The sequence below is a fragment of the Flavobacterium commune genome (assembly GCF_001857965.1).
GTDB classification, from domain to species: Bacteria; Bacteroidota; Bacteroidia; order Flavobacteriales; family Flavobacteriaceae; genus Flavobacterium; species Flavobacterium commune.
In genome coordinates, this window is record NZ_CP017774.1 from 230,663 (window position 1) to 254,766 (window position 24,104).

Sequence of the window (24,104 nt, forward strand, 5' to 3'; positions counted from 1 at the left end):
GCTCCTTTAAAAAGCTCAAAAATATTTTTCGGAAATAACTTTTTGTTATTTTTAACCTTACATAATTATGATTGACAAAGACGACTTATTAAACAACAAGGATTTCTATAAATCCTTCAAGAATGCAGAAGATTTAACCTCATTCTTTCAAACGATGCACAAACGAGCTGTTGAACATATGCTCGAAGCCGAACTTGATGCTCATTTAGACAATGAAAAACACGATAAAACCACTAAGGGTAATTATCGCAACGGACACGGAACTAAAAAAATAAAGACCTCTTTTGGTCAACAAGAAATCAAAGTTCCTCGTGACAGAGATTCTTCCTTTAATCCCCTGCTTGTTCCTAAAAGAGAAAATATAGCCCAAGGTATTGAAAATGTCATCATCTCACTTTATGCTAAAGGCATGAGTGTTAGTGATATTGAAGAACAGATCAAGGAGGTATATAATTTTGAAGTGTCTTCTTCGACTATATCACGTATTACCAACACAATTACAAATGAAGTAGTTACTTGGCAAAACAGGCCACTAGAAGAGCTTTATTTAATTGTTTGGATGGATGGTATTGTTTTTAAGGTTAGAGAAGGTTCGAAAGTTATCAATAAAACTATTTATTTAGCTGTAGGGCTTAACAGAGATGGTAAAAAAGATGTTTTAGGAATGTGGCTTGGTAAGAATGAAAGCAGTAGCTTTTGGATGAGTGTCTTGACTGATTTAAAAGCCCGTGGCGTTGAAGATATACTTATTACAGCTACCGATAATTTAAATGGATTTACTCAAACAATCCGAAGTGTTTTCCCTGAATCTCAAACACAAATCTGCGTGGTTCATCAAATTAGAAATGCTTGTAAATATGTCGTTTGGAAGGACCGAAAACAATTTACTGCCGATATGAAACATATTTATAACGCTCCAACAAAACAAGCAGCAGAGTTGGCTTTAAACGATTTTGCAGACAAATGGGAATCCAAATATTCTTATGCAATTAAATCCTGGCGAGATAACTGGGATGAATTGACCGTATTTTTTGATTTTCCAATTGAAATTAGAAAAATCATTTATACAACAAATTTAATCGAGAACTTAAACGGAAAAATTAGAAAATACACTAAAAATAAAATGTCGTTCCCAACAGATGATGCTGTATTAAAATCGGTATTTTTGGCTTTAAGAGAAGCGACCAAAAAATGGTCAATGCCTATTCAAAATTGGGGAATTGTTTTAAACCAATTTACCCTTATATTTGAAAAAAGGCTCCGATTATAAAAACGAAGCCTTAACTTTTCAACTTACACACTTTTTGGGATAGTGTCAAAAAAAAACAGATTTTAGATTAGAAGTTTACGTTCTTAATCTAAAATCTGTTTTTCTAACTCATTACTTCTAACTTCCTACTTCTAACTTCTAACTTCGAATAATATTTTCTTCTTCAAATAATAATTTGATGTTCTCGTAGGAGTTTTTTAGTACTTCCGGAATATCATTTGGATGAATCCAGGCTACTTTTTCAATTCCTTCTTCCAATTGTCCTTGTGGCGTTCCTTCAAAGTCAGAATACATTTCGAACCAATGCGTAATTTTCAACTTATAAACCCCATTACGCTTAAAAACATGGTAGGTTTTTTGCAACTTATTGGTGATTTTCAATTGCCCCACACCTGTTTCCTCTTCTACTTCACGCATGGCAGTTTGCTCGATTTCCTCTTTTTTTTCGACACCGCCTTTTGGCAAATCCCACTTCCCATTTCTAAAAATAAATAAAACCTCCCCTTTTTTATTATAAACTAATCCACCACCTGCTTTATTTACTGGAATTTTAGCTTTTAGAGTTTTCATAATCTCCTTTTCATCGGGATGATAGAGATACGCTTTTTGAATTTTATTTTGAAAAATTTTGATAATAATCTGCTCAATATCAATACTTTCCAACAAAAAAAGCTTAAAATCTGTTTCTTTTGAGATTTTATTTGTCAAAAAAAGTGGTTTGTCGTTCACAAAAACTTTATACATTTGTACTATGATTTTTAATAAAGATACAGCCGAAAAAACAGCCGAATTGCTTTTACAAATAAATGCAATTAAATTGAATCCTGAAAATTCTTTTACATGGGCTTCAGGATGGAAATCACCTATATATTGTGATAACCGTCTAATACTTTCATTTCCAGCCATAAGAAATTATGTGAGAGATGAATTTGCAAAACACATTGAAAAACAATTTGGAAAACCAGACGTTATTGCCGGAGTAGCTACCGGAGCTATCGGAATCGGTATGCTGGTTGCCGAAAGCATGGGACTACCTTTTGTTTATGTACGTCCGGAACCTAAAAAACACGGTCGCCAAAACCAAGTGGAAGGTTTCCTTCAAAAAGGACAAAATGTAGTTGTAGTAGAAGATTTAATCAGTACAGGAAACAGTAGTTTACTAGCTGTTGAAGCCTTGCGTGCTGCTGGTGCTAACATTAAAGGAATGGCTGCTATTTTTACTTATGGATTTGATGTTGCCGAAGAAAATTTCAAAAACGCAAAACTGGATTTATATACTTTAAGTAATTACCAAAACCTACTGAATTTAGCTGTAGCCAAAAAATATATTACTGAAAAAGAAGAAAGTACTTTAAGAGAATGGAGCGTTACTCCTTCAACTTGGGGACAAGTAGAAAGCAAATAAAAGCAATATTATGAACTTAGAAAGTCCAAAAGTTAAGGTTGAAAAATCGGCAGAGGAATTATTTAGTTTACTGACCGATATGAAAAATTTCGAAAAATTAATGCCTGAAAACATTGCTAAGTTTGAAGTTATTGGAGGTGATTCTTTTCTTTTTGGTCTAAAAGGAATGCCTGAAATCCAGCTAAAAGTAACCAAAAAAACAGCTCCAAACAAAATTATTTTTGGTGCAGCAAATGATAAAGTTCCTTTTACATTGATTACCAATATTGATTCGGTTTCAGCAACTTCAAGCACTGTAAAACTTGATTTTGAAGGTAGTTTTAATCCTATGATGGCAATGATGGTAAAAGGTCCAATTGGGAAATTTATAGAAACCCTTGCCAACAATATCCCAAAGTTATAAACCATTTTTTAAAACAAATACTTAAACCCTTTTAGTTTTTCAAACTAAGAGGGTTTACTTTTTTATAAAATACTTCTCAAAACAAATCAAATGAAATCATACTATTGATACTTAAACTTAACCATCAGTAATAAATAAATCTTCCATTGTCTTGATACTGTGATTGAATTACAGCTATTAGTATTGCTATTGTAGAGATAAATGCTTAAATTTAATGTACAAAACTATTAAACACTAACAGCAATATTCATTTAAACACATCTATCATGAGCCTATTGACAGACAATATTATCCCGGGAGAACACGGTAAAGTTTTTGGCACAAATGCTAATGACGAAACTGAACTTATTGAAATAAAAAATAGTCTCTTAAAAGTCGATGGCATTACAAAAGTCAGTATCAACAACTCTATTTTCCCAAAAGAATTTACCGTATTTACAAACAAAGTAATTCGTGTTGAAGATATTGAAACAATGGTAAAATCTATTGGCTTTCACGCAATTCCAAAAGAACTAATCTAGGCTTTAAAACCTCACAAAAACTCCTCTTAGAAATTAATTTCTAAGAGGAGTTTTTTTTTAACGTTATTTTATCCAAAAAACAAAAACAATATCGTAATATTGCAATATAAATATATAACAATGGGAGCAACTAAAACAGAACATTTTACCATTCAACAAAACGAACTTGCAATGCTAGCAAAAGCCATCGGTCATCCGGCACGAATTGCTATTATAGAATATCTTATAAAAGTTGACAGCTGCATTTGTGGCGATATTGTAAATGAGTTACCACTCTCACAGCCTACCATTTCGCAACACCTCAAGGAACTTAAAAATGCCGGACTCATAAAAGGTAATTTTGAAGGTAACACCATTTGCTATTGCCTTGACGAAAACGGATTCGAAAAAATAAAACTCTTTTTTAATCATGTCAACACCTATTTAGAAAACAAAAAAAATCAATGTTGCTAATTTTAAAATTACAAAATCATGAAACTATCAGAAATCAAAAATCAATTAAACACAGCACAAACCGTTGCGTTTATACTACCAAACGGAACTTATGTTCCTGAACATTTTCATGTAACTGAAGTAGGTCTTATCACAAAAAACTTTATTGACTGCGGAGGTACTGTGCGAAATGAAACGGTAATCAATTTTCAATTATGGAACGCCAACGATTTTGAACACCGCTTAAAACCTAAAAAATTATTGGATATCATTACGCTATCCGAAAAAGTATTAGGCATTGGGGATTTCGAAATAGAAGTAGAATACCAAACCGAAGAAACCATCGGTAAATACGATTTAGGTTTTAATGGAAAAGATTTTATGCTTTTGCATAAACAAACCGCTTGCCTGGCACAAGATCAATGCGGAATACCTCCTGAAAAACAAAAAATAAAATTATCTCAAATCAATACCGAATCAAGCTGTTGTACTCCTAGAGGAAGCTGTTGTTAACAACAAAAATCACCTTAGATATAACGGATTTCTTCAAAATTTGATAAAATCCGTTATATCTATTATAAAAAAGCTACACTTCTACCAAATACTCATAAAAATTAAAAAAATATAAAAAATGACATCAATTCAAATTAACTTATTTCCGGAAATCGAAAAAACAATTAACCATTTTAATTTACAAAATATATCCGAAGAGCGCAAAACCACTCTACAACCCTTAATTGATTTTATTCAAAACAAAGTAAACAACCAACAGGAAATAAGACTCAATCTGATTTGTACCCATAATTCCCGAAGAAGTCATTTATCACAAGTATGGTCTCAAACCGCAGCCGCATATTATGACATCAAAAATGTATTTTGCTATTCAGGAGGAACAGAAGCAACAGCCTTATTCCCAATAGCAGCTCAAACATTAGCAAAACAAGGATTTCAAATCAAAACCATTGCCGAAGGCAACAATCCTGTTTACGCCATAAAATATAACGAAAACGCACATCCAATCATTGGATTCTCCAAAACCTTTGATAACGAATTCAACCCTCAGTCTGAATTTGCAGCCATATTAACCTGCTCAAGTGCCGACCAAGGCTGCCCATTTATTCCAGGAGCCGAAAAACGCATACCAATTACTTTTGAAGACCCTAAAGCTTTTGACAACACTCCACAACAAGCTGAAAAATACGAAGAAAGAAGTAACCAAATTGGAGCCGAAATGTTTTATGTTTTTTCACAAATAAAAAAATAACTATGTCAGCAAATAATTGCACACCGGCTGTAGCCCGAAAAAAATTAAGTTTTCTGGACAGTTATTTAACACTTTGGATATTCTTAGCAATGGCTTTAGGAGTTGCTATTGGAAATTTCATCCCGTCCAGCATGAACTTTATTAATTCATTTTCAAGCGGAACTACCAATATTCCACTAGCTATTGGATTAATTTTAATGATGTATCCGCCATTAGCCAAAGTAAAGTATGAACAAATGGGCGAAGTATTCAAAAACGTCAAAGTTTTAAGTGCTTCACTAATTTTAAACTGGATCATTGGTCCCATCTTAATGTTTTTTCTGGCACTTATTTTTCTAAACGGCTATCCCGAATACATGATTGGGGTTATCTTAATCGGTCTGGCAAGATGTATCGCCATGGTTGTTGTTTGGAACGATCTTGCTAATGGAAACAGAGAATATGCTGCCGGACTTATTGCCTTAAACAGTATTTTTCAGGTATTGCTTTATAGTGTGTATGCCTATATTTTTATTACCATACTTCCTCCCTATTTTGGTTACAACGGATTTGAAGTAAACATTAGCATCGGCCAAATAGCCGAAAGTGTAGGTGTTTATCTCGGAATTCCCTTTGCTCTGGGAATAATGAGCAGATATACTTTAATTTACCTAAAAGGAGAAGAATGGTTTCAAAACAAATACATTCCTGTTATTTCGCCAATTACACTAATTGCATTACTTTTTACTATCATACTTATGTTTAGTTTAAAAGGAGAAATGATTGTTCAAATCCCGATGGACGTGATACGCATTGCAATTCCTTTGGTCATCTATTTTACAATAATGTTCATAGTGAGTTTCTTTACCGGGAAATATTTTGGCGCCGACTATTCTAAAAGTACCGCAATTGCTTTTACAGCTACAGGAAACAACTTCGAACTGGCCATTGCTGTTGCTATTGGCGTTTTTGGCATCAACAGCGGTCAGGCTTTTGCAGGTGTAATTGGTCCATTGGTAGAAGTTCCCGCTTTAATAGCATTAGTCAATGTTGCTTTTTGGTTCCAAAAGAAATATTTCACATCACTTAAGTAATCCTACTTAAAAACAGTTTCACACATATACTAAAAACAACAAAATAAGTATCAAAACGCATGTTTTTTTGATACTTAGTTTGTTGTTTTAGTTACAAAAATCCATTTCTATAACACTTTTTTATACAATACCCCTAAAAAAAACACCCCTAAAAACAAAAACCGAGAAAGAATTGATTCGGAATTAAAAAAAACAAACCTCTTTTTTTACATTTTTAAAATTTTAGCCCTTCACTATTCATAATATCTCAATTAACAACCAAAAACGATAATTAAGTATTTAAATTAAGTATTAATACGTATATTTGCTTCGTAATACTTAATAATGATATTATGATTAAAATAATTGTAGTCGGAAACGGCATGGTGGGCTTCAAATTTTGCGAAAAATTCGTTTCAAAATCTGGACAAGAAAAATATCAAATTACCGTATTTGGTGAAGAACCGAGACGTGCTTATGACCGTGTTCACCTTAGTGAATACTTTGCAGGTAAAACAGCTGATGATTTATCAATGTCAACTGCAACCTGGTACGAAGAGAATAATATCATATTAAACACTTCTGAATTAGTTACTGATATTCATAAAGAAAATAAAACAATTACAACTCATTTAGAGAAAACTCATTCTTATGATTATTTGGTTTTAGCAACTGGATCGGCTGCTTTTGTTCCGCCAATTGAAGGAGTTGAAAAAGAAGGAGTTTTTGTTTACAGAACCATCGAAGATCTTGACGCAATTATGGCTTACGCCAAAAAAATAAAACAAAACGGTTCAACTGAAGCTGCTGTACTAGGTGGAGGATTACTTGGACTTGAAGCTGCAAAAGCAGTTCGCGATTTAGGTCTAAATCCTCATGTAGTTGAATTTGCCCCACGTTTAATGCCTAGACAATTAGACAAAGGAGCCAGCAACATGTTGCGTTCAAAAATTGAAGAATTAAACATCAAAATACACCTAAGTAAATCTACTCAATTCATTGATGGTGAAAATGCTATCACCGGAATGATGTTTGAAGAGGAAGAACTTTTAAAAGTGGATATGCTGGTAATCTCAGCAGGTATCAAGCCTAGAGACGAACTGGGAAGAGGCGCAGGTCTTGAAGTTGGTGTTCGAGGTGGTGTTGTGGTGAACAACAAAATGCAAACTTCTGATCCAAACATCTTTGCTATTGGTGAAGTTGCTTTATATAACCACATGATTTACGGATTAGTAGCTCCTGGTTATGAAATGGCCGATGTTGCTGCCGAGCAAATCATGCAAGGTGAAAAAACCATGAGAGAAAGCATCGATATGTCAACTCAATTAAAGCTGATTGGTGTTGAAGTAGCTAGTTTTGGTGACCCTTTCATCGAACACCAAGAAGGAACTCCTATTGTTTACGAAAATAAACTAAGCGGAATTTACAAAAGAGTTAACATCTCTAAGGACGGAACAAAACTTTTAGGAGGAATCCTAGTAGGTGATTCTAGCGATTACAATACTTTATTCCAAATTTACAGCAACGGAATGGCTATCCCTAAAAACCCGGAAGACTTAATTCTAGGTGCCAGAGGCGGAGAATCTTCATCAATGGGAAGCGCAATGGATTTACCTGATACAGCTGTAATCTGTTCTTGCGAAAACGTAACTAAAGGAAGTATCTGCTGCTCAATTACTGACGGTACTGCTGAAACCTTAGGCGATGTTGTAAAACTTACCAAAGCAACTTCAGGTTGTGGTGGTTGTAAACCAATGGTGGTTGATCTGGTAAAAGAAGCTCAAAAATCATTAGGAAAAGAAGTTAAAGATGTGGTATGTGAGCATTTTGCTTACACTCGCCAAGAATTATATGATATTGTAAAAATCAACAAATTCACCAACCATAACGAAGTATTAGGAACAATAGGTAAAGGTGATGGTTGCGAAGTTTGTCGCCCGGTTTTATCTTCTATCTTCTCTAGTATTTATAATGACACAGCTAATAAGCACGTAACATCTCAGGATTCTAACGATAGATTCTTAGCCAATATTCAACGTAACGGAACTTATTCAGTAGTTCCTAGAATGGCCGGTGGTGAAGTTACTGCCGAGAAATTAATCGCTATTGGTGAAGTTGCTAAAGAATACAATTTATACACTAAAATTACAGGTGCACAACGTGTGGATTTATTTGGTGCTGAACTAAACGACTTACCTGCAATTTGGAAAAAATTAATCGACAGTGGTTTTGAAAGCGGTCATGCTTATGGAAAATCATTAAGAGCAGTAAAAAGTTGTGTTGGTAATGCTTGGTGCCGTTACGGAATGGACGACAGTACCACATTAGCAATCGAATTAGAAAACCGTTACAGAGGAATCCGTTCTCCGCACAAATTAAAAGGAGGAGTTTCAGCTTGTATTAGAGAATGTGCTGAAGCTAGAGGAAAAGATTTTGGTGTAATTGCTGTTGAAGGCGGATGGAACTTATACATCTGTGGAAATGGTGGAGCTAATCCTAAACATGCTGTTCTTTTAGCAGAGCAAATTGACAAAGAAACTGTTTTCAAATACATGGATCGTTTCTTAATGTACTACATCCGTACTGCCGGACCATTAGTTCGAACTTCAACCTGGTTAGAAAAACTGGAAGGCGGAATCGATTATTTGAAAAATGTAGTAATCAACGATAGTTTAGGAATCAACGCTACTCTTGAAGCTGAAATGCAAGGTTTAGTAGACACTTTTGAATGCGAATGGAAACAAGCTATCGAAGATCCTGAAATGATGAAACGTTTCAGACATTTTACCAACTCTGATGATCGTGATGACAACATAGAATACATACCGCTTAGAGATCAAAAAATGCCTAAAGCTTGGTAATTTTTTCAATAAAGTAGTTTAAAATTTATGAATCTTTTTTTGTTTTCCTGACTCAATTGAAAGTCAGGAAAATAAAAAAACCAAAAACAAAAAAACATGGAAAACGTACTAGACCAATATGAAACAGTTGCCCTAAATGATGTAAAAGTATGGTTCAATGCAGGAAAAACTGCTGATTTCCCAGCTGATGGTGGCGGATGCGTAAAATACAAAGGCAAACAAATTGCAGTAATCAATTTCGAAAGAAGAAACGAATGGTATGCCTGTCAAAATGTATGTCCTCATAAAATGGAAATGGTACTTTCAAGAGGTATGATCGGTTCTGTAGAAGACACTCCAAAAATTGCCTGTCCTATCCACAAAAAAACCTTCTCTTTGAAAGACGGAAGCAACTTAAGCGGTGACGATTTAAAAATTGCAACTTATCCGGTAAAAATTGTTGAAGGCGAAGTATTGATTGGGTTTATCGATTAAATATGTATCTTTGAAGTATTAAAAAATACTCCAAATGACTACAACTCCATTCCAACAAGCAAGCCAATGGATTGATGCTGAAAATGCACAAGATCCTAATATAGAAATACACGAATCCATAAGTTTCCCTAAAGAACTATTATACTCTAATAGAATGTATGAGAAACTTATGGATTTTTTTCCTAGTGCTTCTGAAGAAGTACAAATTGCTGCTAAAGCACAGCATATCTGTCGCTGGAAAATCGCCCGTGAATCTTACCCAATGGATCGTGTGGGGTATTTAAAATGGCGAGAAGACCTGAAAAAATTTCACGCTAAACTTACTGCCGAAATCTTAGAAAAAGCAGGATACAACCCTGAATTTATTGCCAGAGTTTCTTTTTTAATCGAAAAAAAACTACTTAAAAAAGACCAGGAAACCCAATTACTGGAAGATGTAATCTGTTTGGTATTTTTAGAACATTATTTAGAACCTTTCGTCGAAAAACACGATACCGAAAAACTTAAAAACATCATTCTGAAAACTTGGAATAAAATGTCTGACAAAGGACATCAGGCGGCTTTAAAAATCAATTACAGCCCTGCTAATCTCCAACTAATTAAAGACGCTATCGGATTGTAATTTAACTTACTATGGCAAGAGAAACCAAGGCGTTATCTGAAAAACTCAACTTCAAAAAATTAAAGCGACTGTACATTTTCGCCTTAATTACTATTGCTATTACGGTTCTTTTAAGCCAGCTACTCATTCAGCACAACATCAAAAGTCAGCTTAATGATTCGCGATTGATTAATATTTCCGGAAAACAACGAATGCTGAGTCAAAAATTAGCCAAAGAAATATTGATTTTAAATTCTTCTTCGAACAAATTAAATTTTAATCAGGAGATTGCTGCGGTAAAAAAAACATTAGCACTTTGGAAATTCACACATCATGCTTTAGAAAAAGGAAATGACAGCCTGAAATTCCCTAAAGAAAAAAGTCCCGAAATGATTGCGCTGTATAAAGACATGCAGCCTAATGTTGCAATCATAATTAAATCAACTAAAAAATATCTTGAGAACAGTCAAATTCTTTTAAAATCTCCTAAGGATCAGCAAGAAGTACAAACCATACTTGACAATATTGCTATCTTTCTTTCGAAGATGAACCGCATTGTAGAGCAATACGAACACGAGGCCTTAGAAAAAGTTACCCGACAACAAAATATAGAATACCTTATTTTAAGCTTTACACTACTGGTTTTATTTTTAGAATTTCTCTTTATTTTTAAACCTACTAATAAAAAAATCGAGCTTCTAATTTCTAAACTCCTAACTTCTGAGAAAAGAGCCATAAAACTGGCACGTGACACCGAAATTATTAGTGCTATCAAAGAAAATTCAGTGAAAGAATTAAAATCACTGAATTATGCCATGGAAAACACCTTGTTGTATTGCCGAATAAGTCCTCATGGAAAAATTATCCACATGGGAGATAAATTTGCTAAATTATTGCAATACAATCCCTCTTTTGATGCCGATAAAAGTTTCTCTAAAGCCTTAACAGCAGTAGAAAAAGAACAACTGGACATCGACCGGATTATTGCCGACAAACAACGAAGCGGCTGGCAAGGAGAATTAAAAACCACGAATCGAAACGGCGAACCACTTTGGCTGGATATGTCCATGATTCCTGTTCGAATTAAAAAAGAAGAATTAGAATTACTTGTCATTTGTTTTAATATCAGTATTCGAAAAAAAGCAGAAATCGAAATCGAACGATTGAATCGGGAAAATACGCTTGAAAAAATCAATCAGCATAAAATTATTTCGAGTCGAATAGTTGAAAATCAGGAAAACGAACAAAACCGAATTGCCAGGGAGATCCACGATGGTATCGGTCAAATGCTTACCGGTTTGAAATTTAGTCTGGAAAGTATCAATTTAGAAGACAAAGAAAAATCGGCTCAAAAAATCGAATACCTCAAAAAATTATCATTAGATATTATCAAAGGGGTTCGCACGGCAACTTTTAACCTGATGCCGCCGGAATTGAGCGATCATGGAATTGTTTCTTCGATTGCCAAACTGACTCTGGAACTCACAAAACTAACCGGGAAAAACATTCAGTTTTACAACAAAACCGAATTTGATCAACGTTTGGATTCCTTAATCGAAATCAATATTTACCGACTGACTCAGGAAGCCATCAACAATGCCATAAAATATGCTGAGTCTTCGCATATTATTGTCCAACTTTCGCACAGTAATAAAATACTAAGTATTACCGTGGATGATAACGGTAAGGGTTTTGATGTATCGTCTGTGGAAAAAAAGAGAAACAGCGAATCCGGAATGGGATTATTATTTATGAAAGAAAGAGTCCGATATATTAACGGAAGAGCTTTTATCAATTCGATTCCGGGAGAAGGAACCCGAATTACTTTTAATATTCCGATATAATTTTGAAAAAAAATACGTAAAAAATACGTAAATTGCGCAGAATTAGATTAAATACGTAAATTTTAGACTCTAAAAATAAGTAAGTTATGAACCAAACAATTCGAGTTGTTTTAGCAGATGATCATTTTTTTGTAAGAGATGGTATCAAATCGCTTTTAGAAAGTGAAAAAAACATAGTTGTTGTGGGAGAAGCAACCGACGGTCTGGAAGCATTAGAAGTTGTAACTACAACCAACCCTGACTTATTAATTGTAGATATTAGAATGCCTCATCATACCGGTATTGAAGTGGTTGAAAAACTGCGTAATCAAAATAATCCGGTAAAAATCATTGTGCTTTCTATGCACGAATCAGAAGAATATGTTTTAAAATCAATCAAAGCCGGTGCCGATGGTTATTTACTAAAAGGTTCTAGCAAAGAAGAATTTTTAAAAGCATTACACTCTGTAGCTAATGGTGGTAAATATTTCACCGGTGATATTTCATCAATACTTATCAATCAATTAACCAGTAACACTACTACAACCTTAGAACCAAAACCGGCTCTTACCGAAGATTTAACTATCACCAAAAGAGAAAAAGAAATTCTTACTCTTTTATTATCCGGAAAAGGAAATAAAGAAATTGCCGAAGCACTTGAAATTAGTAAACGTACTGCCGAAGTGCATCGTTTTAATCTAATGAAGAAACTAAAAGTAAAAAACCTTATGGAGCTTTCTAACAAGGCTACCGAATATTCGTTAATATAACGACAATCTATTATAAAGAAGTATTTATCCTTTTAATAAACTGCATCGGGGCAGAGCCCACGAGGTATTAGAAAAACAACCGCAGATTCGCAGATTTTCATATTATAATCTGCGAATCTGCGGTAAAAAACGAAGCAGAACTTCGAGGAATTAAACCTAAAGAAATTCAAAATCCTATTTTATGGTACTTACTGTAAAATAGGATTTTTTTATACAGAAATACCAAGTCGAAAGCAGAATTCATCTCTAATACTTCAGCCGCATACCAATAGAACAAAATACTTATAAAAAATACGTACAAATACTTAATTATTTTTAAAAACCTGCGTTTTCGCAACTTTTAAACCGATTTAACCACGTAAATTTGTTGAAAAATATAAGTATTATGGAAAGCACAAACTCATTATCAAAATCGCACCGAATGTTATTTCTCAATACATTAGCCTTTACAGTATGCTTTGCCTGCTGGACATTGAATGGTGTATTAGTTACTTATTTAGTGGATAAAGGAATCTACAACTGGAGCGTGGTACAAGTAGGATGGTTATTAGGAATTCCTATTTTAACCGGATCTGTAATGCGTTTACCTATTGGAATATTAACTGATAAATATGGTGGTAAATACGTATTTGCCTCTTTATTATTACTATGTTCAATCCCTTTATTTCTTCTTCCATTTGCTGATAGTTTTGCAATGTTTGCTTTCTTAAGCTTTCTATTTGGAATGATTGGAACAGGTTTTGCCGTAGGTATCGGATACACATCGATATTTTATCCTAAAGAATGGCAAGGTAGAGCCTTGGGGATTTTTGGTATGGGAAATGCCGGAGCCGCAGTTACCACTTTTATTGCTCCTACTCTATTGAATCAATTTTCTGTTGACGATCCTGAAAACGGATGGAAATTATTACCTGTTATCTACGGAATTGCGTTATTAATCATTGGACTTATCTTCTTATTATTTGCTGAAAACAAAAAATTAGAACAATCGACCAAAACAATTCCGCAAATGCTTTCTACTCTAAAAAATGTTCGTGTATGGCGTTTTGGAACTTATTATTTTTTAGTATTTGGTTGTTTTGTGGCATATTCCCAATGGTTGTTACCTAACTTTATGAATGTATATCAAACAAGCTTAGTTATGGGCGGAATGTTTGCCACTATGTTCAGCCTGCCTTCAGGAGTGATACGTGCCTTTGGAGGTTATTTATCTGATAAATATGGTGCCAGACTGGTTATGTACTGGGTACTGGGAACTTCAGTATTTTTTAGTGCCTTATTAATGGTGCCAAAAATGGAAATTACAACAGCCGGATCCGGAATTATGGCAAAAAAAGCAGGAGTTGTTACTGAAATTTCAGCAACCAACATCAAAATAGGTGATACCGACATTCCTGTAATTGCAAAAAAAGAAATCACTACCGATGGTTCTAATATTTTCCCAACCAAAACATCCTGGCAAGAAGTAATAGTAAGCGAAAACCAAGATGTAGCAAAAAAAGAATTATTAGCTAAAGGGATTACCAAAATTAATTTTGATGCCAATATGTGGGTTTATCTGGTTTTAGTAATCTTAATTGGAATTTCATGGGGAATTGGAAAAGCTGCCGTTTACAAACACATTCCTGAATATTTTCCTAACGAAGTAGGTATTGTAGGCGGGATGGTAGGATTACTGGGAGGTTTAGGAGGATTCTTTGGTCCTATTATCTTCAGTTACCTGCTTACATCTACCGGTTTATGGTCTAGTTCATGGATATTTATCCTGATTTTCTCTATTATCTGTTTGGTTTGGATGCACATCACCATTACCAATATGATGAACAAAAACCAACCTGAACTAGCTAAAGAAATAGATACTAAAAACTAAATTGAGCAACTCAATACTTAAAACCTCCCTTTCGTTTGGATTTCAAATGGAAGGGAGATTTTTCTTTTTGGAGCTATTCCAATAGCTATCGCAACCTATCACATCCGCACTATCTTTGTCTTGTTTAAATCTGGACTACGCATTGGAACACAGAATAAACTGCCTCGGGGCAGAGCCCAAGAGGTATTAGAAAAACAACCGCAGATTCGCAGATTTTCATATTATAATCTGCGGTAAAAAACGAAGCAGAGCTTCGAGGAATTAAACCTAAAGAGATTAAACGGATTCAAACGGATTTTTTTAATTATTTTTTAAGCATAAAATCTGTGATAATCTGTGATAATCTGTGATAATCTGTGATAATCTGCGGAACCAAAAAACAAAAAAATCCTAATGCGGATTCTGGACTAAATAACGAGACAAGCTACTACCCGGGCTAGAGTAACTGCTAACAATTTAACTTATTTCCTAACAGAAAAAATTGATAAACCTACAACAACTAGGAGTAATTAGCTACTTTAGTATAATCAAAGCCAGGGCAAACGTATCAGTTTCAGAGTTAAAAAAATCAGCTACGAATTACACGAAATAACACAAATTGAGATGTCATTAATTACACGAATCTGGCAAAGGCGGATAAAATAAATTAGTGTAATTTTTTTTGAGTTATTAAAATTGGTGTTATTTCGTGTAATTCGTGGCAAAAATAAAACTCATGCGTTTGCCTTGCAATCAAAGCAGTAGTTATGAAATGGGAAGCCAAAATAATCACGCACCGAGGCATCAAAAGAATAGCTGTTTATTTCGAAAAAAATACCGAATTAATAGCTCGAATCAAACTAGTCGAAGGCTCTCGCTGGAGTCAAACCATGGGGGTTTGGCATCTACCGGATACAGAAGAAAACAGAATTCGATTTAAAATACCTATTTCCGAAGGAAAATCGGCATTATCACAAATCCAAGAGAACAATCAATTGGTTTTGAAACGGTTTATTGAAGAAATACAATTAAAAGGTTACAGCCATTCAACGCTAAAAACCTATCGCAATGAATTTGGTATTTATTTAAATTATCTAAAAGGAATTCCTGCCGAAAATTCTTCTGTAGAAGATATTCGCAACTACATCTTGTATTGCATCAATGAACTACAACTATCCGAAGCCACCATTCACAGCCGTATTAATGCCATCAAATTTTACTATGAGCAGGTTTTAAGAAGAGAACGATTTTTACTCGAAATTCCACGACCAAAAAAACCATTAAAATTACCCAAAGCTATTGCTCCTCCCGATATAAAAAAAATATTTCAAGTCACTCCAAATCTAAAACACAACACCATGCTGAAGCTTTGTTATGGTTTAGGATTGAGAGTTTCTGAAATTGTAAATCTTAAAATCAAGGACATCGACAGTAAATCGATGCAAGTTTTTATTGAACGTGCCAAGGGTAAAAAAGACCGCTATGTTAATTTACCGGAAAGTATATTACCACAACTTCGCAATTATTTTATTGAATACAAACCTAAAATCTATTTGTTTGAAGGACAAAATGGCGGTCAGTACAGTTGCCGAAGTGCACAACAAGTATTTAGAAACGCCCTATTGAAAGCAAAAATCAATAAATCAGTAAGCATTCATAGTTTGCGACACAGTTTTGCAACCCATTTGTTAGAACAAGGAACCGATATTCGTTTCATACAAGAACTCCTGGGGCATAACGACATTAAAACCACTTTAATTTACACCGAAGTAACTGACAAAAATATTCGCAAGATAATTAGTCCACTGGATAATTTGTAATATTATTTTTCTTATTTTTGGAATGCTTTAAAAAAACAAGTAGCGACAACACAAAAAAACGCAATACGTTTTTTTGTGTTGTTAAAAACATAAAACACTAACAATAAGACTTTTAAATACAATCACAATCTTTAGAGTTGCGTATATTTATGAGTTAGCAGTTATTTTACGTGAACGACAACCAAAAAATGAAAAAATCAACCAAAATTTTCTTTTTAATACTTCTAATTTTAATAATTGGAATTTTCATTCATCCACAGAAAGTAATTTATGAAGCAAATATTGAAGGAAAAATAGTTGACGAAAATAATAAGCCCGTTAACAATGCAACAGTTTACAGAATTGAAAAAGAATATTACATAAATGAGGAAATTGGCTCGAATGAATCAAGAGATTTAAGAACTGAAAGTGTCGAAACAGACAAAAATGGAAACTTTAAGTTTTATGAAAAATCAAGAATCGATTGGTTTCATACTCCATTAGATTTGCCTATTGCCTATTGTTATGCAGAATTTGAAATTGAGAAAAATGGATATGAATTTTACAAAACAAAGTTTGGCGAGTTTGAACAATACAGAATTGAAAATTGTTACGCTTGTGAAAAAGTAATATTTAGGCCAATTATTACTTTGAAAAGTCTAAAAAAGTAACTAAAAATAAAATTTAAAACAGAACTGAAAAATAAAAACAACTGCTAACAGCCGTTTGGCGAGATTGGGGTTTTAGGCTAAATGGAAAGTTAGTTTTGTATTTGGAAAATTTGTGTTTAACCGAAAAATCTCGCATCTTTATTCCCCAACCTCGCCAAGCGCCAGAACGTTATAGGCTATGGTAGGACGACCCAACAAAATTGAGAACAAACAATGAATAAAGACTTTTTCATAAAACAACTTGACGACATTTTGAGTGATTTTAATAAAATAAAATCAAAGGCTCAATATGACGACTTATCTGGAAATGTGACCATTGAGGAAATATCATCTGTATTGACAAAAGCCAAAGCTGCAATTGCTCGTATTGTAGGTGACAACTCAGAATATTATAAAGACACAGAAGCAACGTTGAAACGAACAAATATTCACGAAGGAAATAAATTGAGACACATTGCAGGAACTGTTACTGCGTTAAAAAGTGACCTACAAAATGACTACCTCAAATCTTTCAGTAATATTGTTCAATCAGAGGTCTTTTCCGACTATTTAGAAATGGCAGACCATTTATTAACTGAGGGTTATAAAGACCCCGCAGCTGTTTTAATTGGTTCAACTTTAGAAGTTCATTTAAGGGAACTTTGTATTTCAAACAACATTGACGTTGAAGTAACAAATAATAAAGGAAATAAAAGCCCCAAAAAAGCTGACCTAATGAATGCTGATTTAGCCAAAGCAGGTATTTATTCGTCTGCTTACCAAAAACAAATTGTTGCTTGGCTAGACCTACGAAATAAAGCTGCTCACGGAAAATATCATGAATATAAGACAGAAGAAGTGTCATTAATGCTACAAGGCATTAGACAATTTATACTAACGACAAAGTAACCACAGCCTATAACACGGGTTTTGCGTCAGGCGGGCTGATGTGCAAACTTGAAGCTTTGTGCTTTTAATGAACTTTAGTAATAAATTTAAACTTTGTGCTTCGTAAACCCGCCCGAACGCAAAGCCCGAAAACGTTATGCCTCAGTTTAAAAGAACCGAAAATGGAAAACATACACGAATTAATTGAGTACAATCTTAAATTTATAAAAAACAAAACTAACTTTAGAATAAGACGACTTGAGTTAAAAAATTTAGAAGGAAATACGTTGCCCACAAACGATTGTATCTCTTTACATAGAATATTAATAGAAAAGAATCTTTTGTTTGAAAATGAACATAAAGATTTATTTTTAACTGGACTTGCAGAAGAAATAATATTAAACGGAGGTTGGATAAAACATTTAGAATTAGAAAAACTGAAATCAGAAAAAGCAGAATTTAAAGATGTTTTAGAAATCGAAAATCTAAAACTACAAAAAGAAAATTCTGAATACACTAAAACTTTACGCCAAAAAGAAGCTGAAATCCGAAACCTAACTAGGGATAATTTGAGGCTTAATAATTGGGATATTAGATTTAGATGGGTAATTGCTATAATAACATTTTTAATTGGATTCATAACTAAATATTTTATTGACAACTAACAAGGTATTTTATCAAAGCTAATGTTCCGACTATCAAAAAGGAATAGACTAGGAATTGAGCAACTTTACTTAAAATATATTCTATCAAATAAAACGTATCAGAACTAAAAAAAGCTTTTATTTTAGACATAATAAAAAATAATTAACTACTTCCGACTTAAACGGTGCGGAAGTTTGACCGAAAATTGGAATAAATAAAAAACCGAAGGCATAACAGCTGTCTGTGGCTATTGTGGAGTTTAGTGGAATTACCGTTTCGCAATCATATTTCTGCAAAGCAGAAACTACTCAGGTTACGAACTTCCACAACAGCCACAGGCAGCGGGACGTTATGTGTAAGCTTAAAAAGACAGACCAATGAATTGTTACGTATGCGACATAGAAATTACAGCCGACAATGAAACGGACGAACATATCCTTATCAATGCAGCTGGTGGACGACTTAAATCGAAAGAGTTAATTTGCAGTAAATGCAATTCTGACTTCGGAGAAAGCATTGACGGAATTTTAGCCAAACAACTTAATAATTTGGCAAATATGCTTATGGTAAAAAGACACCGAGGTGAACCGCAGCCAATTATTGGCAACAAGAAATCTACAGGTGAAAAATACCTCCTTGAAGTTGGAGGCAAACCAAAGCTTACCAAACCAACCATAGACAAAACCGTTGACGGGGACAAAACAAATATTTCAATTACAGCAAGGAGCGAAAAGGAATTAAGAGAAATACTGACTGGCATTGCAAAAAAACATCCGCACTTTGACGTTGAAGAAGCGATGAAGTCCGCACAATGGCGAGAAGAGCACTTTGACGAAGCTTTACATTTTCAAAATACAATTGGAGGCAATGAAGTATTTAGGGCAATCTGCAAATGCGCAACGAATTATTTTATTTACTGCAAAGGTGACCCTGCACAAATCAAACATCTTATCCCTTACATAAAAGGCGAAGAACAAAAAGAAATTGTTTGGATGCATTACCAAGACAATTTATATGAATTAAGACCAGATGAAAGTTCCCACGTTATTCATTTAGTCGGAAACAAACAAGGAGGTATTTTATATTGTTACGTTGACTATTTTAATACACATAAATATTTAGTGTTACTCAATGACAACTATCAAGGTCAAGACATTAAACAAACATATTTCTTCGACTTGGTCAATGTTGTTCCCATTCAACGGGAAGTAACAATTGACTACGATAAAAAGACTTTACTTGAGTTTTTTACGAACAAAGACGCAAAACCATTTGAGAAAGTTAAAAAATCATTTGACCATTCCATAGCACTTGGCTTAAAACGACAAGACGACCACCAAAGAGGAGAATTACTTGAGAGGGCAATTCAAAATTCATTAGGAAAATATCCTGAAGGAACAATTATTACGGAGGAAATGATTAACGAGACAGTGAATGAAATTATGAAAAACATAACGCCTTATCTTCTCAGAGGAATGAAAAAATAAATTAAGAAAATATTTATGGCAAAAAATAAATTGAGTAGAAACTTTAAAGCAAAGCCTGACAAAGACATGTGGGCTACTATATGTCCTCCAATGGAATACCGAGTTATTACAGGAGAGAAAGCGTATGAATTAGGGATTGTTCCTGCAGGAATGACTGGCGTTAATTCTGTTGCTATTGGTGCTTCTGGAAGTACAGCGGATACCATAATGTATTTTGCAAATTATTTTCGAATTGACAAAACTGAAATTGACCAAGAACCATACATCGAACTATACGAAAGTGGTTTAACTCAATCTAGCATTTATGGTATTTTACACCATGCAGACTTTAGTGGACGGACAGAAACATTAGATAATTCACAATTATTAAAAATTGCAGCTAGTGGTTCGACAACAGACATACAATTTACAGCTAAACCGGACAAAAATGAAGGGACATTAAATGAATTGAGAAGTCAAAATAAAATATTTGGTTTTGATTATGCATATGGACAAGGGATGAAAAAGAAAGACGATAAATAAGCCTACACATAACAGCAACTACCCAAAAGGCGGGGTTTCGTTTTCCAAAGACAGTTCGTTGGTTAATCAAACATTAGTTTTTCAAATTAAGTTTTGTGGTATAAGTCCCGCCCTTCGGATAGCTGCAAACCGTTGGCAGACATATCACTCGAAAAAACGAAAAATAAAATTAATCAAAAAATAAAATTATGACACCGAAACAACTTGTAAAACTGAGTAACGCAATTGGAATAACAGCGATAGTTCTATTAGTTTATTGGGTTTTTACATTTATTATAATTCAAGTTTTCGGATTAAAAGTTTTTAGAGAAAATATGACAGAAACGTTTTATTTGAGCGTTTTGGGAATTCTTGCTTTAATGGTTGGCTCATTAATTATAAACGTAATGTTTAATCTGACAAGAATTGCAGAAACCAAAAATAACGATGAAAATAATGCAAAATCGAATAAAAAAACATATTTAATTCTTTTTATAATTTTTCCAATAATTGGAATAATATTATTTGGTGGCGATTATTTAACATCCAGCAAAAAAGAAAAAATGCTGATAAAATCTGCAAAATCAATTTTAGAGAAAAACGAAAAGAATAGTTCAAAATTAGTTAACTATGAATTTTCAGAAAAATATATAAATGAAACAAGTAATATTTTAGAAATCTATTCAGAAACGGATAAAAATTTCCCAAGTGTAAATTTATTAGTTAAGGATAGTATAAATGGTTCACCTGTTTATTTAGGATTTAACCAAAGTAATTTTGAAAAGTTAAACGACACAATTGAAGCAAATAAAAAAGAATATCTATACAAAACAACTCAAGAAGAAAGAGAATATTTAGACAAAGTATTTAGCGGAAAAAGTGAAGAATTAAGATATAGCAATCACGATGGCGAATATGAATTATTTTATCCATACAAAAAAGGTAAAAAAACAATTGTTTTATATTTTTCGGAGTATGTGAGATACGGAAAATTAGGTAGTTAAAAAAAGTTACGATCTGCCAACAGCCGTTACACGAGATTTGGGCATTAGGTTGAATTTAAAGATGGTTTTGTACTTGGAAAATTTGTGTTTAACCGAAAAACCTCGCGTATTTAACCCCAAACCCGCTGTAGGGCCAGAACGTTCAGCACTCTCCTGACACCACACAAACAAAATAATCAAATCTCTACAAAATAGTATGCACTTTATCGAGCTAATTGATGAGATTTGTCCTTCGTTGAAAAGACAAGTTTGTGAGTAACTTCTAACTCCTAACATTGCCTATGACTTCTGAATACTGCTTTCTCCCCACTTCTAACTTCTAACTTCTAACTTCTTTTCGCTTCTTCCCAAAAAACATCCATTTCAGCCAAAGACATATCCATTAGGGATTTTCCTAAATCATTGGCTTTGCTTTCTAAATACTGAAAACGTTTAATAAATTTTTTATTAGTTCGTTCTAAGGCATCTTCGGGATTAACATTCAGAAAACGGGCATAATTAATCATCGAAAACAAAACATCGCCAAATTCAGCTTCAATGGCATCCTGATTGCCTGCTTGTACCTCATCTTGCAATTCCTGTAATTCTTCCTGAACCTTATCCCAAACCTGATGCGATTCTTCCCAATCAAAGCCCACACCTTTTACCTTATCCTGAATTCGGCTGGCTTTTACCAATGCCGGCAAACTCCTTGGAACACCTTCTAAAACTGATTTTTTCCCTTCTTTGAGTTTTAATTTTTCCCAATTTTGCTTGACTTCCTCTTCGTCTTTCACCTCAACATCACCATAAATATGAGGGTGACGATGAATGAGTTTTTCGCAAATTTCGTTGCAAACATCAGCTATGTCAAAATTATTGGTTTCGCTTCCTATTTTGGCATAAAAAACAATATGCAGTAACAAATCGCCCAATTCTTTTTTGACTTCATTCAAATCATTATCCAAAATAGCATCGCCTAATTCATAGGTCTCCTCGATGGTAAGATGTCTGAGGGTTTGTATGGTTTGCTTTTTATCCCAAGGGCATTTTTCACGTAAATCGTCCATAATATCTAACAATCGTTCAAAAGCCTGTAATTGGATTTGTCTTGTATTCATTGCATTTGGTTTTGAGTAAAAATAAGAAATCCTGTGTTTCAAACTAAGTAAAACACAGGATTATTATAAAAATTCAGAAAGTATTTATTCTGTTACTTTTTTAGCTTTTTTTGGTTTTTCAGCAGCAGCTTCTTCAACAACAGCAGCCTCAACCACCTCTTCAACCGGAGTTTCTTCAACAACTAAACCTTTAGCCTGCAAAGTATTGTACCAGTTTAAAATTTTCTTAATATCAGAAGCATATACTCTTTCTTCATCATAAGTAGGTAAAATTTCTTTGAAATAAGCCGCAAGAGTAGCATTATCTTCTTTGTGTGAGATAGCAGCTCCATTATTTTCTTTAGCAGCAATAGCATCCATTACTTCTTTCAATGGTTTCTCACCTTCATAAGTGTAAACTGAAATTTCAGATAATAAACTCACATTACTTTTTAAGTTTACTGTGATTTTTTTTCCATCTGTTAATGATTCTGCCACAAAACCTGTACGTGTTTGTACTTTTAAAACATATAAACCAGGCTTGCCGGAAATCGCTAATATTTTTTCTAAATTCATGCTTTTAAAATTATTATTAAGAATTCATTTTTATTTTTTTACTGCTGTTATTGGTCAAAAACAATACCAAAAACAGGATTTTCAAAAGTTTTATCTTCCTTTTTTACCAAAGAAACGCATTCTGTACTCCTGGAAAGTTTTTCCTTCCATGATATTTTTCAGCTTTCCTTTAATTAATCGCTTTTTCAAAGACGAAATTTTATCGGTAAATAAAATTCCCTCAATATGATCGTATTCGTGCTGAATAACTCTGGCAATCAATCCGTCAAAAACTTCAGTTTTCATTACAAAATCTTCTTCGCAGTATTCAACCGTAATTTTTTCTTTGCGATACACATCTTCTCGAACATCAGGAATACTCAAACAACCTTCGTTAAAAGCCCAGTCATTTCCTTCTTCCTTAATGATTTTTGCATTAATAAAAGTACGTTTAAAACCTTTTAACTGTTTTTGCTGATCGGCTGCTAAATCTTCGTCATCACTAAAAGGAGTTGCATCTACTAAAAATAAACGAATTGCTAATCCTACTTGTGGTGCTGCCAGTCCTACTCCCGATGCGTTATACATTGTTTCATACATATTGGCAATTGTTTCTTTCAAATCTGGATACTCAGGTGTAATTTCTTCACACACTTTTCTCAAAACCGGATCACCATATCCTACAATTGGTAAAATCATTGTTGTTGTATTAAATATTATTCACCTCAAAAAGGTTCTTTATCCTGAATTAGGATTGCCAAAAATAATAAA

At 33.7% G+C, this 24,104-nt stretch carries 25 protein-coding genes; 21 read left to right on the plus strand and 4 right to left on the minus strand.

Annotated elements, in window-relative coordinates; genetic code table 11:
* The first annotated feature begins 67 nt into the window (after window positions 1-67).
* Window positions 68-1,270, plus strand: coding sequence for an IS256 family transposase (locus BIW12_RS00855; protein ID WP_071183375.1), 1,203 nt, complete (start codon window positions 68-70; stop codon window positions 1,268-1,270).
* A 138-nt stretch (window positions 1,271-1,408) separates the two neighbouring features.
* Here the strand turns inward: BIW12_RS00855 and BIW12_RS00860 are convergent, their stop codons facing one another.
* The gene (locus tag BIW12_RS00860; RefSeq protein ID WP_071183376.1) at window positions 1,409-2,014 is read right to left on the minus strand and encodes an NUDIX hydrolase; all 606 of its coding nucleotides are present in this window, start codon (window positions 2,012-2,014) and stop codon (window positions 1,409-1,411) included.
* Window positions 2,015-2,021: 7 nt separating this feature from the next.
* On the opposite strand from BIW12_RS00860, the gene pyrE reads away from it, so the two are divergent.
* From pyrE to BIW12_RS00960, 20 genes are all read left to right on the plus strand, one after another.
* Complete coding sequence (pyrE, locus tag BIW12_RS00865; RefSeq protein ID WP_071183377.1) at window positions 2,022-2,675, plus strand: orotate phosphoribosyltransferase; 654 nt, start codon at window positions 2,022-2,024, stop codon at window positions 2,673-2,675.
* A gap of 10 nt (window positions 2,676-2,685) precedes the next feature.
* On the plus strand, window positions 2,686-3,078 hold the full coding sequence (locus tag BIW12_RS00870) for an SRPBCC family protein (protein ID WP_071183378.1): 393 nt from the start codon (window positions 2,686-2,688) through the stop codon (window positions 3,076-3,078).
* 266 nt (window positions 3,079-3,344) lie between these two features.
* Window positions 3,345-3,599, plus strand: a complete 255-nt coding sequence (locus tag BIW12_RS00875) for a heavy-metal-associated domain-containing protein (RefSeq protein WP_071183379.1) — start codon at window positions 3,345-3,347, stop codon at window positions 3,597-3,599.
* Window positions 3,600-3,719: 120 nt separating this feature from the next.
* Window positions 3,720-4,052 carry an ArsR/SmtB family transcription factor gene (locus BIW12_RS00880; protein ID WP_071183380.1) on the plus strand — a complete coding sequence of 111 codons (333 nt, stop codon included), beginning with the start codon at window positions 3,720-3,722 and terminating at the stop codon, window positions 4,050-4,052.
* A gap of 18 nt (window positions 4,053-4,070) precedes the next feature.
* A complete protein-coding gene (locus BIW12_RS00885; RefSeq protein WP_071183381.1) occupies window positions 4,071-4,544 on the plus strand; it encodes a DUF6428 family protein in 474 nt (157 codons plus the stop codon).
* Window positions 4,545-4,662: 118 nt separating this feature from the next.
* Window positions 4,663-5,295: an arsenate-mycothiol transferase ArsC gene (locus BIW12_RS00890; RefSeq protein WP_071183382.1), complete on the plus strand. Its 633-nt coding sequence runs from the start codon at window positions 4,663-4,665 to the stop codon at window positions 5,293-5,295.
* A 2-nt stretch (window positions 5,296-5,297) separates the two neighbouring features.
* Window positions 5,298-6,368 (plus strand): ACR3 family arsenite efflux transporter, encoded by a 1,071-nt coding sequence (arsB, locus tag BIW12_RS00895; protein WP_071183383.1) that lies wholly within the window; start codon window positions 5,298-5,300, stop codon window positions 6,366-6,368.
* A 332-nt stretch (window positions 6,369-6,700) separates the two neighbouring features.
* Window positions 6,701-9,208, plus strand: coding sequence for a nitrite reductase large subunit NirB (gene nirB / locus BIW12_RS00900; protein ID WP_071183384.1), 2,508 nt, complete (start codon window positions 6,701-6,703; stop codon window positions 9,206-9,208).
* A gap of 96 nt (window positions 9,209-9,304) precedes the next feature.
* Window positions 9,305-9,682, plus strand: a complete 378-nt coding sequence (nirD, locus tag BIW12_RS00905; protein ID WP_071183385.1) for a nitrite reductase small subunit NirD — start codon at window positions 9,305-9,307, stop codon at window positions 9,680-9,682.
* 34 nt (window positions 9,683-9,716) lie between these two features.
* A complete protein-coding gene (locus BIW12_RS00910; protein ID WP_071183386.1) occupies window positions 9,717-10,304 on the plus strand; it encodes a DUF4202 domain-containing protein in 588 nt (195 codons plus the stop codon).
* Between the two features lie 11 nt (window positions 10,305-10,315).
* Entirely contained in the window at window positions 10,316-12,127 is a 1,812-nt protein-coding gene (locus BIW12_RS00915) for a sensor histidine kinase (RefSeq protein ID WP_071183387.1), read from the plus strand.
* Window positions 12,128-12,213: 86 nt separating this feature from the next.
* Window positions 12,214-12,876, plus strand: coding sequence for a response regulator transcription factor (locus BIW12_RS00920; protein WP_071183388.1), 663 nt, complete (start codon window positions 12,214-12,216; stop codon window positions 12,874-12,876).
* A gap of 385 nt (window positions 12,877-13,261) precedes the next feature.
* Window positions 13,262-14,746 (plus strand): MFS transporter, encoded by a 1,485-nt coding sequence (locus BIW12_RS00925; RefSeq protein WP_071183389.1) that lies wholly within the window; start codon window positions 13,262-13,264, stop codon window positions 14,744-14,746.
* 746 nt (window positions 14,747-15,492) lie between these two features.
* Window positions 15,493-16,545: a tyrosine-type recombinase/integrase gene (locus BIW12_RS00930; RefSeq protein WP_071183390.1), complete on the plus strand. Its 1,053-nt coding sequence runs from the start codon at window positions 15,493-15,495 to the stop codon at window positions 16,543-16,545.
* A 188-nt stretch (window positions 16,546-16,733) separates the two neighbouring features.
* Window positions 16,734-17,195 (plus strand): hypothetical protein, encoded by a 462-nt coding sequence (locus tag BIW12_RS00935; RefSeq protein WP_071183391.1) that lies wholly within the window; start codon window positions 16,734-16,736, stop codon window positions 17,193-17,195.
* Between the two features lie 213 nt (window positions 17,196-17,408).
* Window positions 17,409-18,083, plus strand: a complete 675-nt coding sequence (locus tag BIW12_RS00940; protein ID WP_071183392.1) for a hypothetical protein — start codon at window positions 17,409-17,411, stop codon at window positions 18,081-18,083.
* Between the two features lie 161 nt (window positions 18,084-18,244).
* Complete coding sequence (locus BIW12_RS00945; protein ID WP_157499447.1) at window positions 18,245-18,727, plus strand: hypothetical protein; 483 nt, start codon at window positions 18,245-18,247, stop codon at window positions 18,725-18,727.
* A 357-nt stretch (window positions 18,728-19,084) separates the two neighbouring features.
* Window positions 19,085-20,194: an HNH endonuclease gene (locus tag BIW12_RS00950; protein WP_071183394.1), complete on the plus strand. Its 1,110-nt coding sequence runs from the start codon at window positions 19,085-19,087 to the stop codon at window positions 20,192-20,194.
* Window positions 20,195-20,224: 30 nt separating this feature from the next.
* Window positions 20,225-20,716, plus strand: a complete 492-nt coding sequence (locus BIW12_RS00955) for a hypothetical protein (RefSeq protein ID WP_157499449.1) — start codon at window positions 20,225-20,227, stop codon at window positions 20,714-20,716.
* 188 nt (window positions 20,717-20,904) lie between these two features.
* On the plus strand, window positions 20,905-21,699 hold the full coding sequence (locus tag BIW12_RS00960) for a hypothetical protein (protein WP_071183396.1): 795 nt from the start codon (window positions 20,905-20,907) through the stop codon (window positions 21,697-21,699).
* Between the two features lie 326 nt (window positions 21,700-22,025).
* On the opposite strand, the gene mazG is transcribed toward BIW12_RS00960, so the two are convergent.
* The 3 genes from mazG to def all read right to left on the minus strand — a co-directional run bounded on the left by mazG (window position 22,026) and on the right by def (window position 24,032).
* The gene (gene mazG / locus BIW12_RS00965) at window positions 22,026-22,799 is read right to left on the minus strand and encodes a nucleoside triphosphate pyrophosphohydrolase (protein WP_071183397.1); all 774 of its coding nucleotides are present in this window, start codon (window positions 22,797-22,799) and stop codon (window positions 22,026-22,028) included.
* Between the two features lie 84 nt (window positions 22,800-22,883).
* Window positions 22,884-23,354, minus strand: a complete 471-nt coding sequence (locus tag BIW12_RS00970; RefSeq protein WP_071183398.1) for a DUF5606 family protein — start codon at window positions 23,352-23,354, stop codon at window positions 22,884-22,886.
* A 90-nt stretch (window positions 23,355-23,444) separates the two neighbouring features.
* Entirely contained in the window at window positions 23,445-24,032 is a 588-nt protein-coding gene (def, locus tag BIW12_RS00975) for a peptide deformylase (protein WP_071183399.1), read from the minus strand.
* Window positions 24,033-24,104: the final 72 nt, after the last annotated feature.

Bases quoted from the DNA above. Each gene is read 5' to 3' on its own strand.
- BIW12_RS00870 (WP_071183378.1), top strand. From the start codon at position 2,686: ATGAACTTAGAAAGTCCAAAAGTTAAGGTTGAAAAATCGGCAGAGGAA.
- BIW12_RS00915 (WP_071183387.1), top strand. From the start codon at position 10,316: ATGGCAAGAGAAACCAAGGCGTTATCTGAAAAACTCAACTTCAAAAAA.
- BIW12_RS00855 (WP_071183375.1), top strand. From the start codon at position 68: ATGATTGACAAAGACGACTTATTAAACAACAAGGATTTCTATAAATCC.
- BIW12_RS00930 (WP_071183390.1), top strand. From the start codon at position 15,493: ATGAAATGGGAAGCCAAAATAATCACGCACCGAGGCATCAAAAGAATA.
- nirD (WP_071183385.1), top strand. From the start codon at position 9,305: ATGGAAAACGTACTAGACCAATATGAAACAGTTGCCCTAAATGATGTA.
- BIW12_RS00960 (WP_071183396.1), top strand. From the start codon at position 20,905: ATGACACCGAAACAACTTGTAAAACTGAGTAACGCAATTGGAATAACA.
- arsB (WP_071183383.1), top strand. From the start codon at position 5,298: ATGTCAGCAAATAATTGCACACCGGCTGTAGCCCGAAAAAAATTAAGT.
- BIW12_RS00885 (WP_071183381.1), top strand. From the start codon at position 4,071: ATGAAACTATCAGAAATCAAAAATCAATTAAACACAGCACAAACCGTT.
- BIW12_RS00945 (WP_157499447.1), top strand. From the start codon at position 18,245: ATGGAAAACATACACGAATTAATTGAGTACAATCTTAAATTTATAAAA.
- BIW12_RS00940 (WP_071183392.1), top strand. From the start codon at position 17,409: ATGAATAAAGACTTTTTCATAAAACAACTTGACGACATTTTGAGTGAT.
- BIW12_RS00875 (WP_071183379.1), top strand. From the start codon at position 3,345: ATGAGCCTATTGACAGACAATATTATCCCGGGAGAACACGGTAAAGTT.
- BIW12_RS00860 (WP_071183376.1), bottom strand. From the start codon at position 2,014: ATGTATAAAGTTTTTGTGAACGACAAACCACTTTTTTTGACAAATAAA.
- BIW12_RS00910 (WP_071183386.1), top strand. From the start codon at position 9,717: ATGACTACAACTCCATTCCAACAAGCAAGCCAATGGATTGATGCTGAA.
- def (WP_071183399.1), bottom strand. From the start codon at position 24,032: ATGATTTTACCAATTGTAGGATATGGTGATCCGGTTTTGAGAAAAGTG.
- BIW12_RS00925 (WP_071183389.1), top strand. From the start codon at position 13,262: ATGGAAAGCACAAACTCATTATCAAAATCGCACCGAATGTTATTTCTC.
- mazG (WP_071183397.1), bottom strand. From the start codon at position 22,799: ATGAATACAAGACAAATCCAATTACAGGCTTTTGAACGATTGTTAGAT.
- BIW12_RS00970 (WP_071183398.1), bottom strand. From the start codon at position 23,354: ATGAATTTAGAAAAAATATTAGCGATTTCCGGCAAGCCTGGTTTATAT.
- BIW12_RS00890 (WP_071183382.1), top strand. From the start codon at position 4,663: ATGACATCAATTCAAATTAACTTATTTCCGGAAATCGAAAAAACAATT.
- BIW12_RS00880 (WP_071183380.1), top strand. From the start codon at position 3,720: ATGGGAGCAACTAAAACAGAACATTTTACCATTCAACAAAACGAACTT.
- BIW12_RS00935 (WP_071183391.1), top strand. From the start codon at position 16,734: ATGAAAAAATCAACCAAAATTTTCTTTTTAATACTTCTAATTTTAATA.
- nirB (WP_071183384.1), top strand. From the start codon at position 6,701: ATGATTAAAATAATTGTAGTCGGAAACGGCATGGTGGGCTTCAAATTT.
- BIW12_RS00950 (WP_071183394.1), top strand. From the start codon at position 19,085: ATGAATTGTTACGTATGCGACATAGAAATTACAGCCGACAATGAAACG.
- BIW12_RS00920 (WP_071183388.1), top strand. From the start codon at position 12,214: ATGAACCAAACAATTCGAGTTGTTTTAGCAGATGATCATTTTTTTGTA.
- pyrE (WP_071183377.1), top strand. From the start codon at position 2,022: ATGATTTTTAATAAAGATACAGCCGAAAAAACAGCCGAATTGCTTTTA.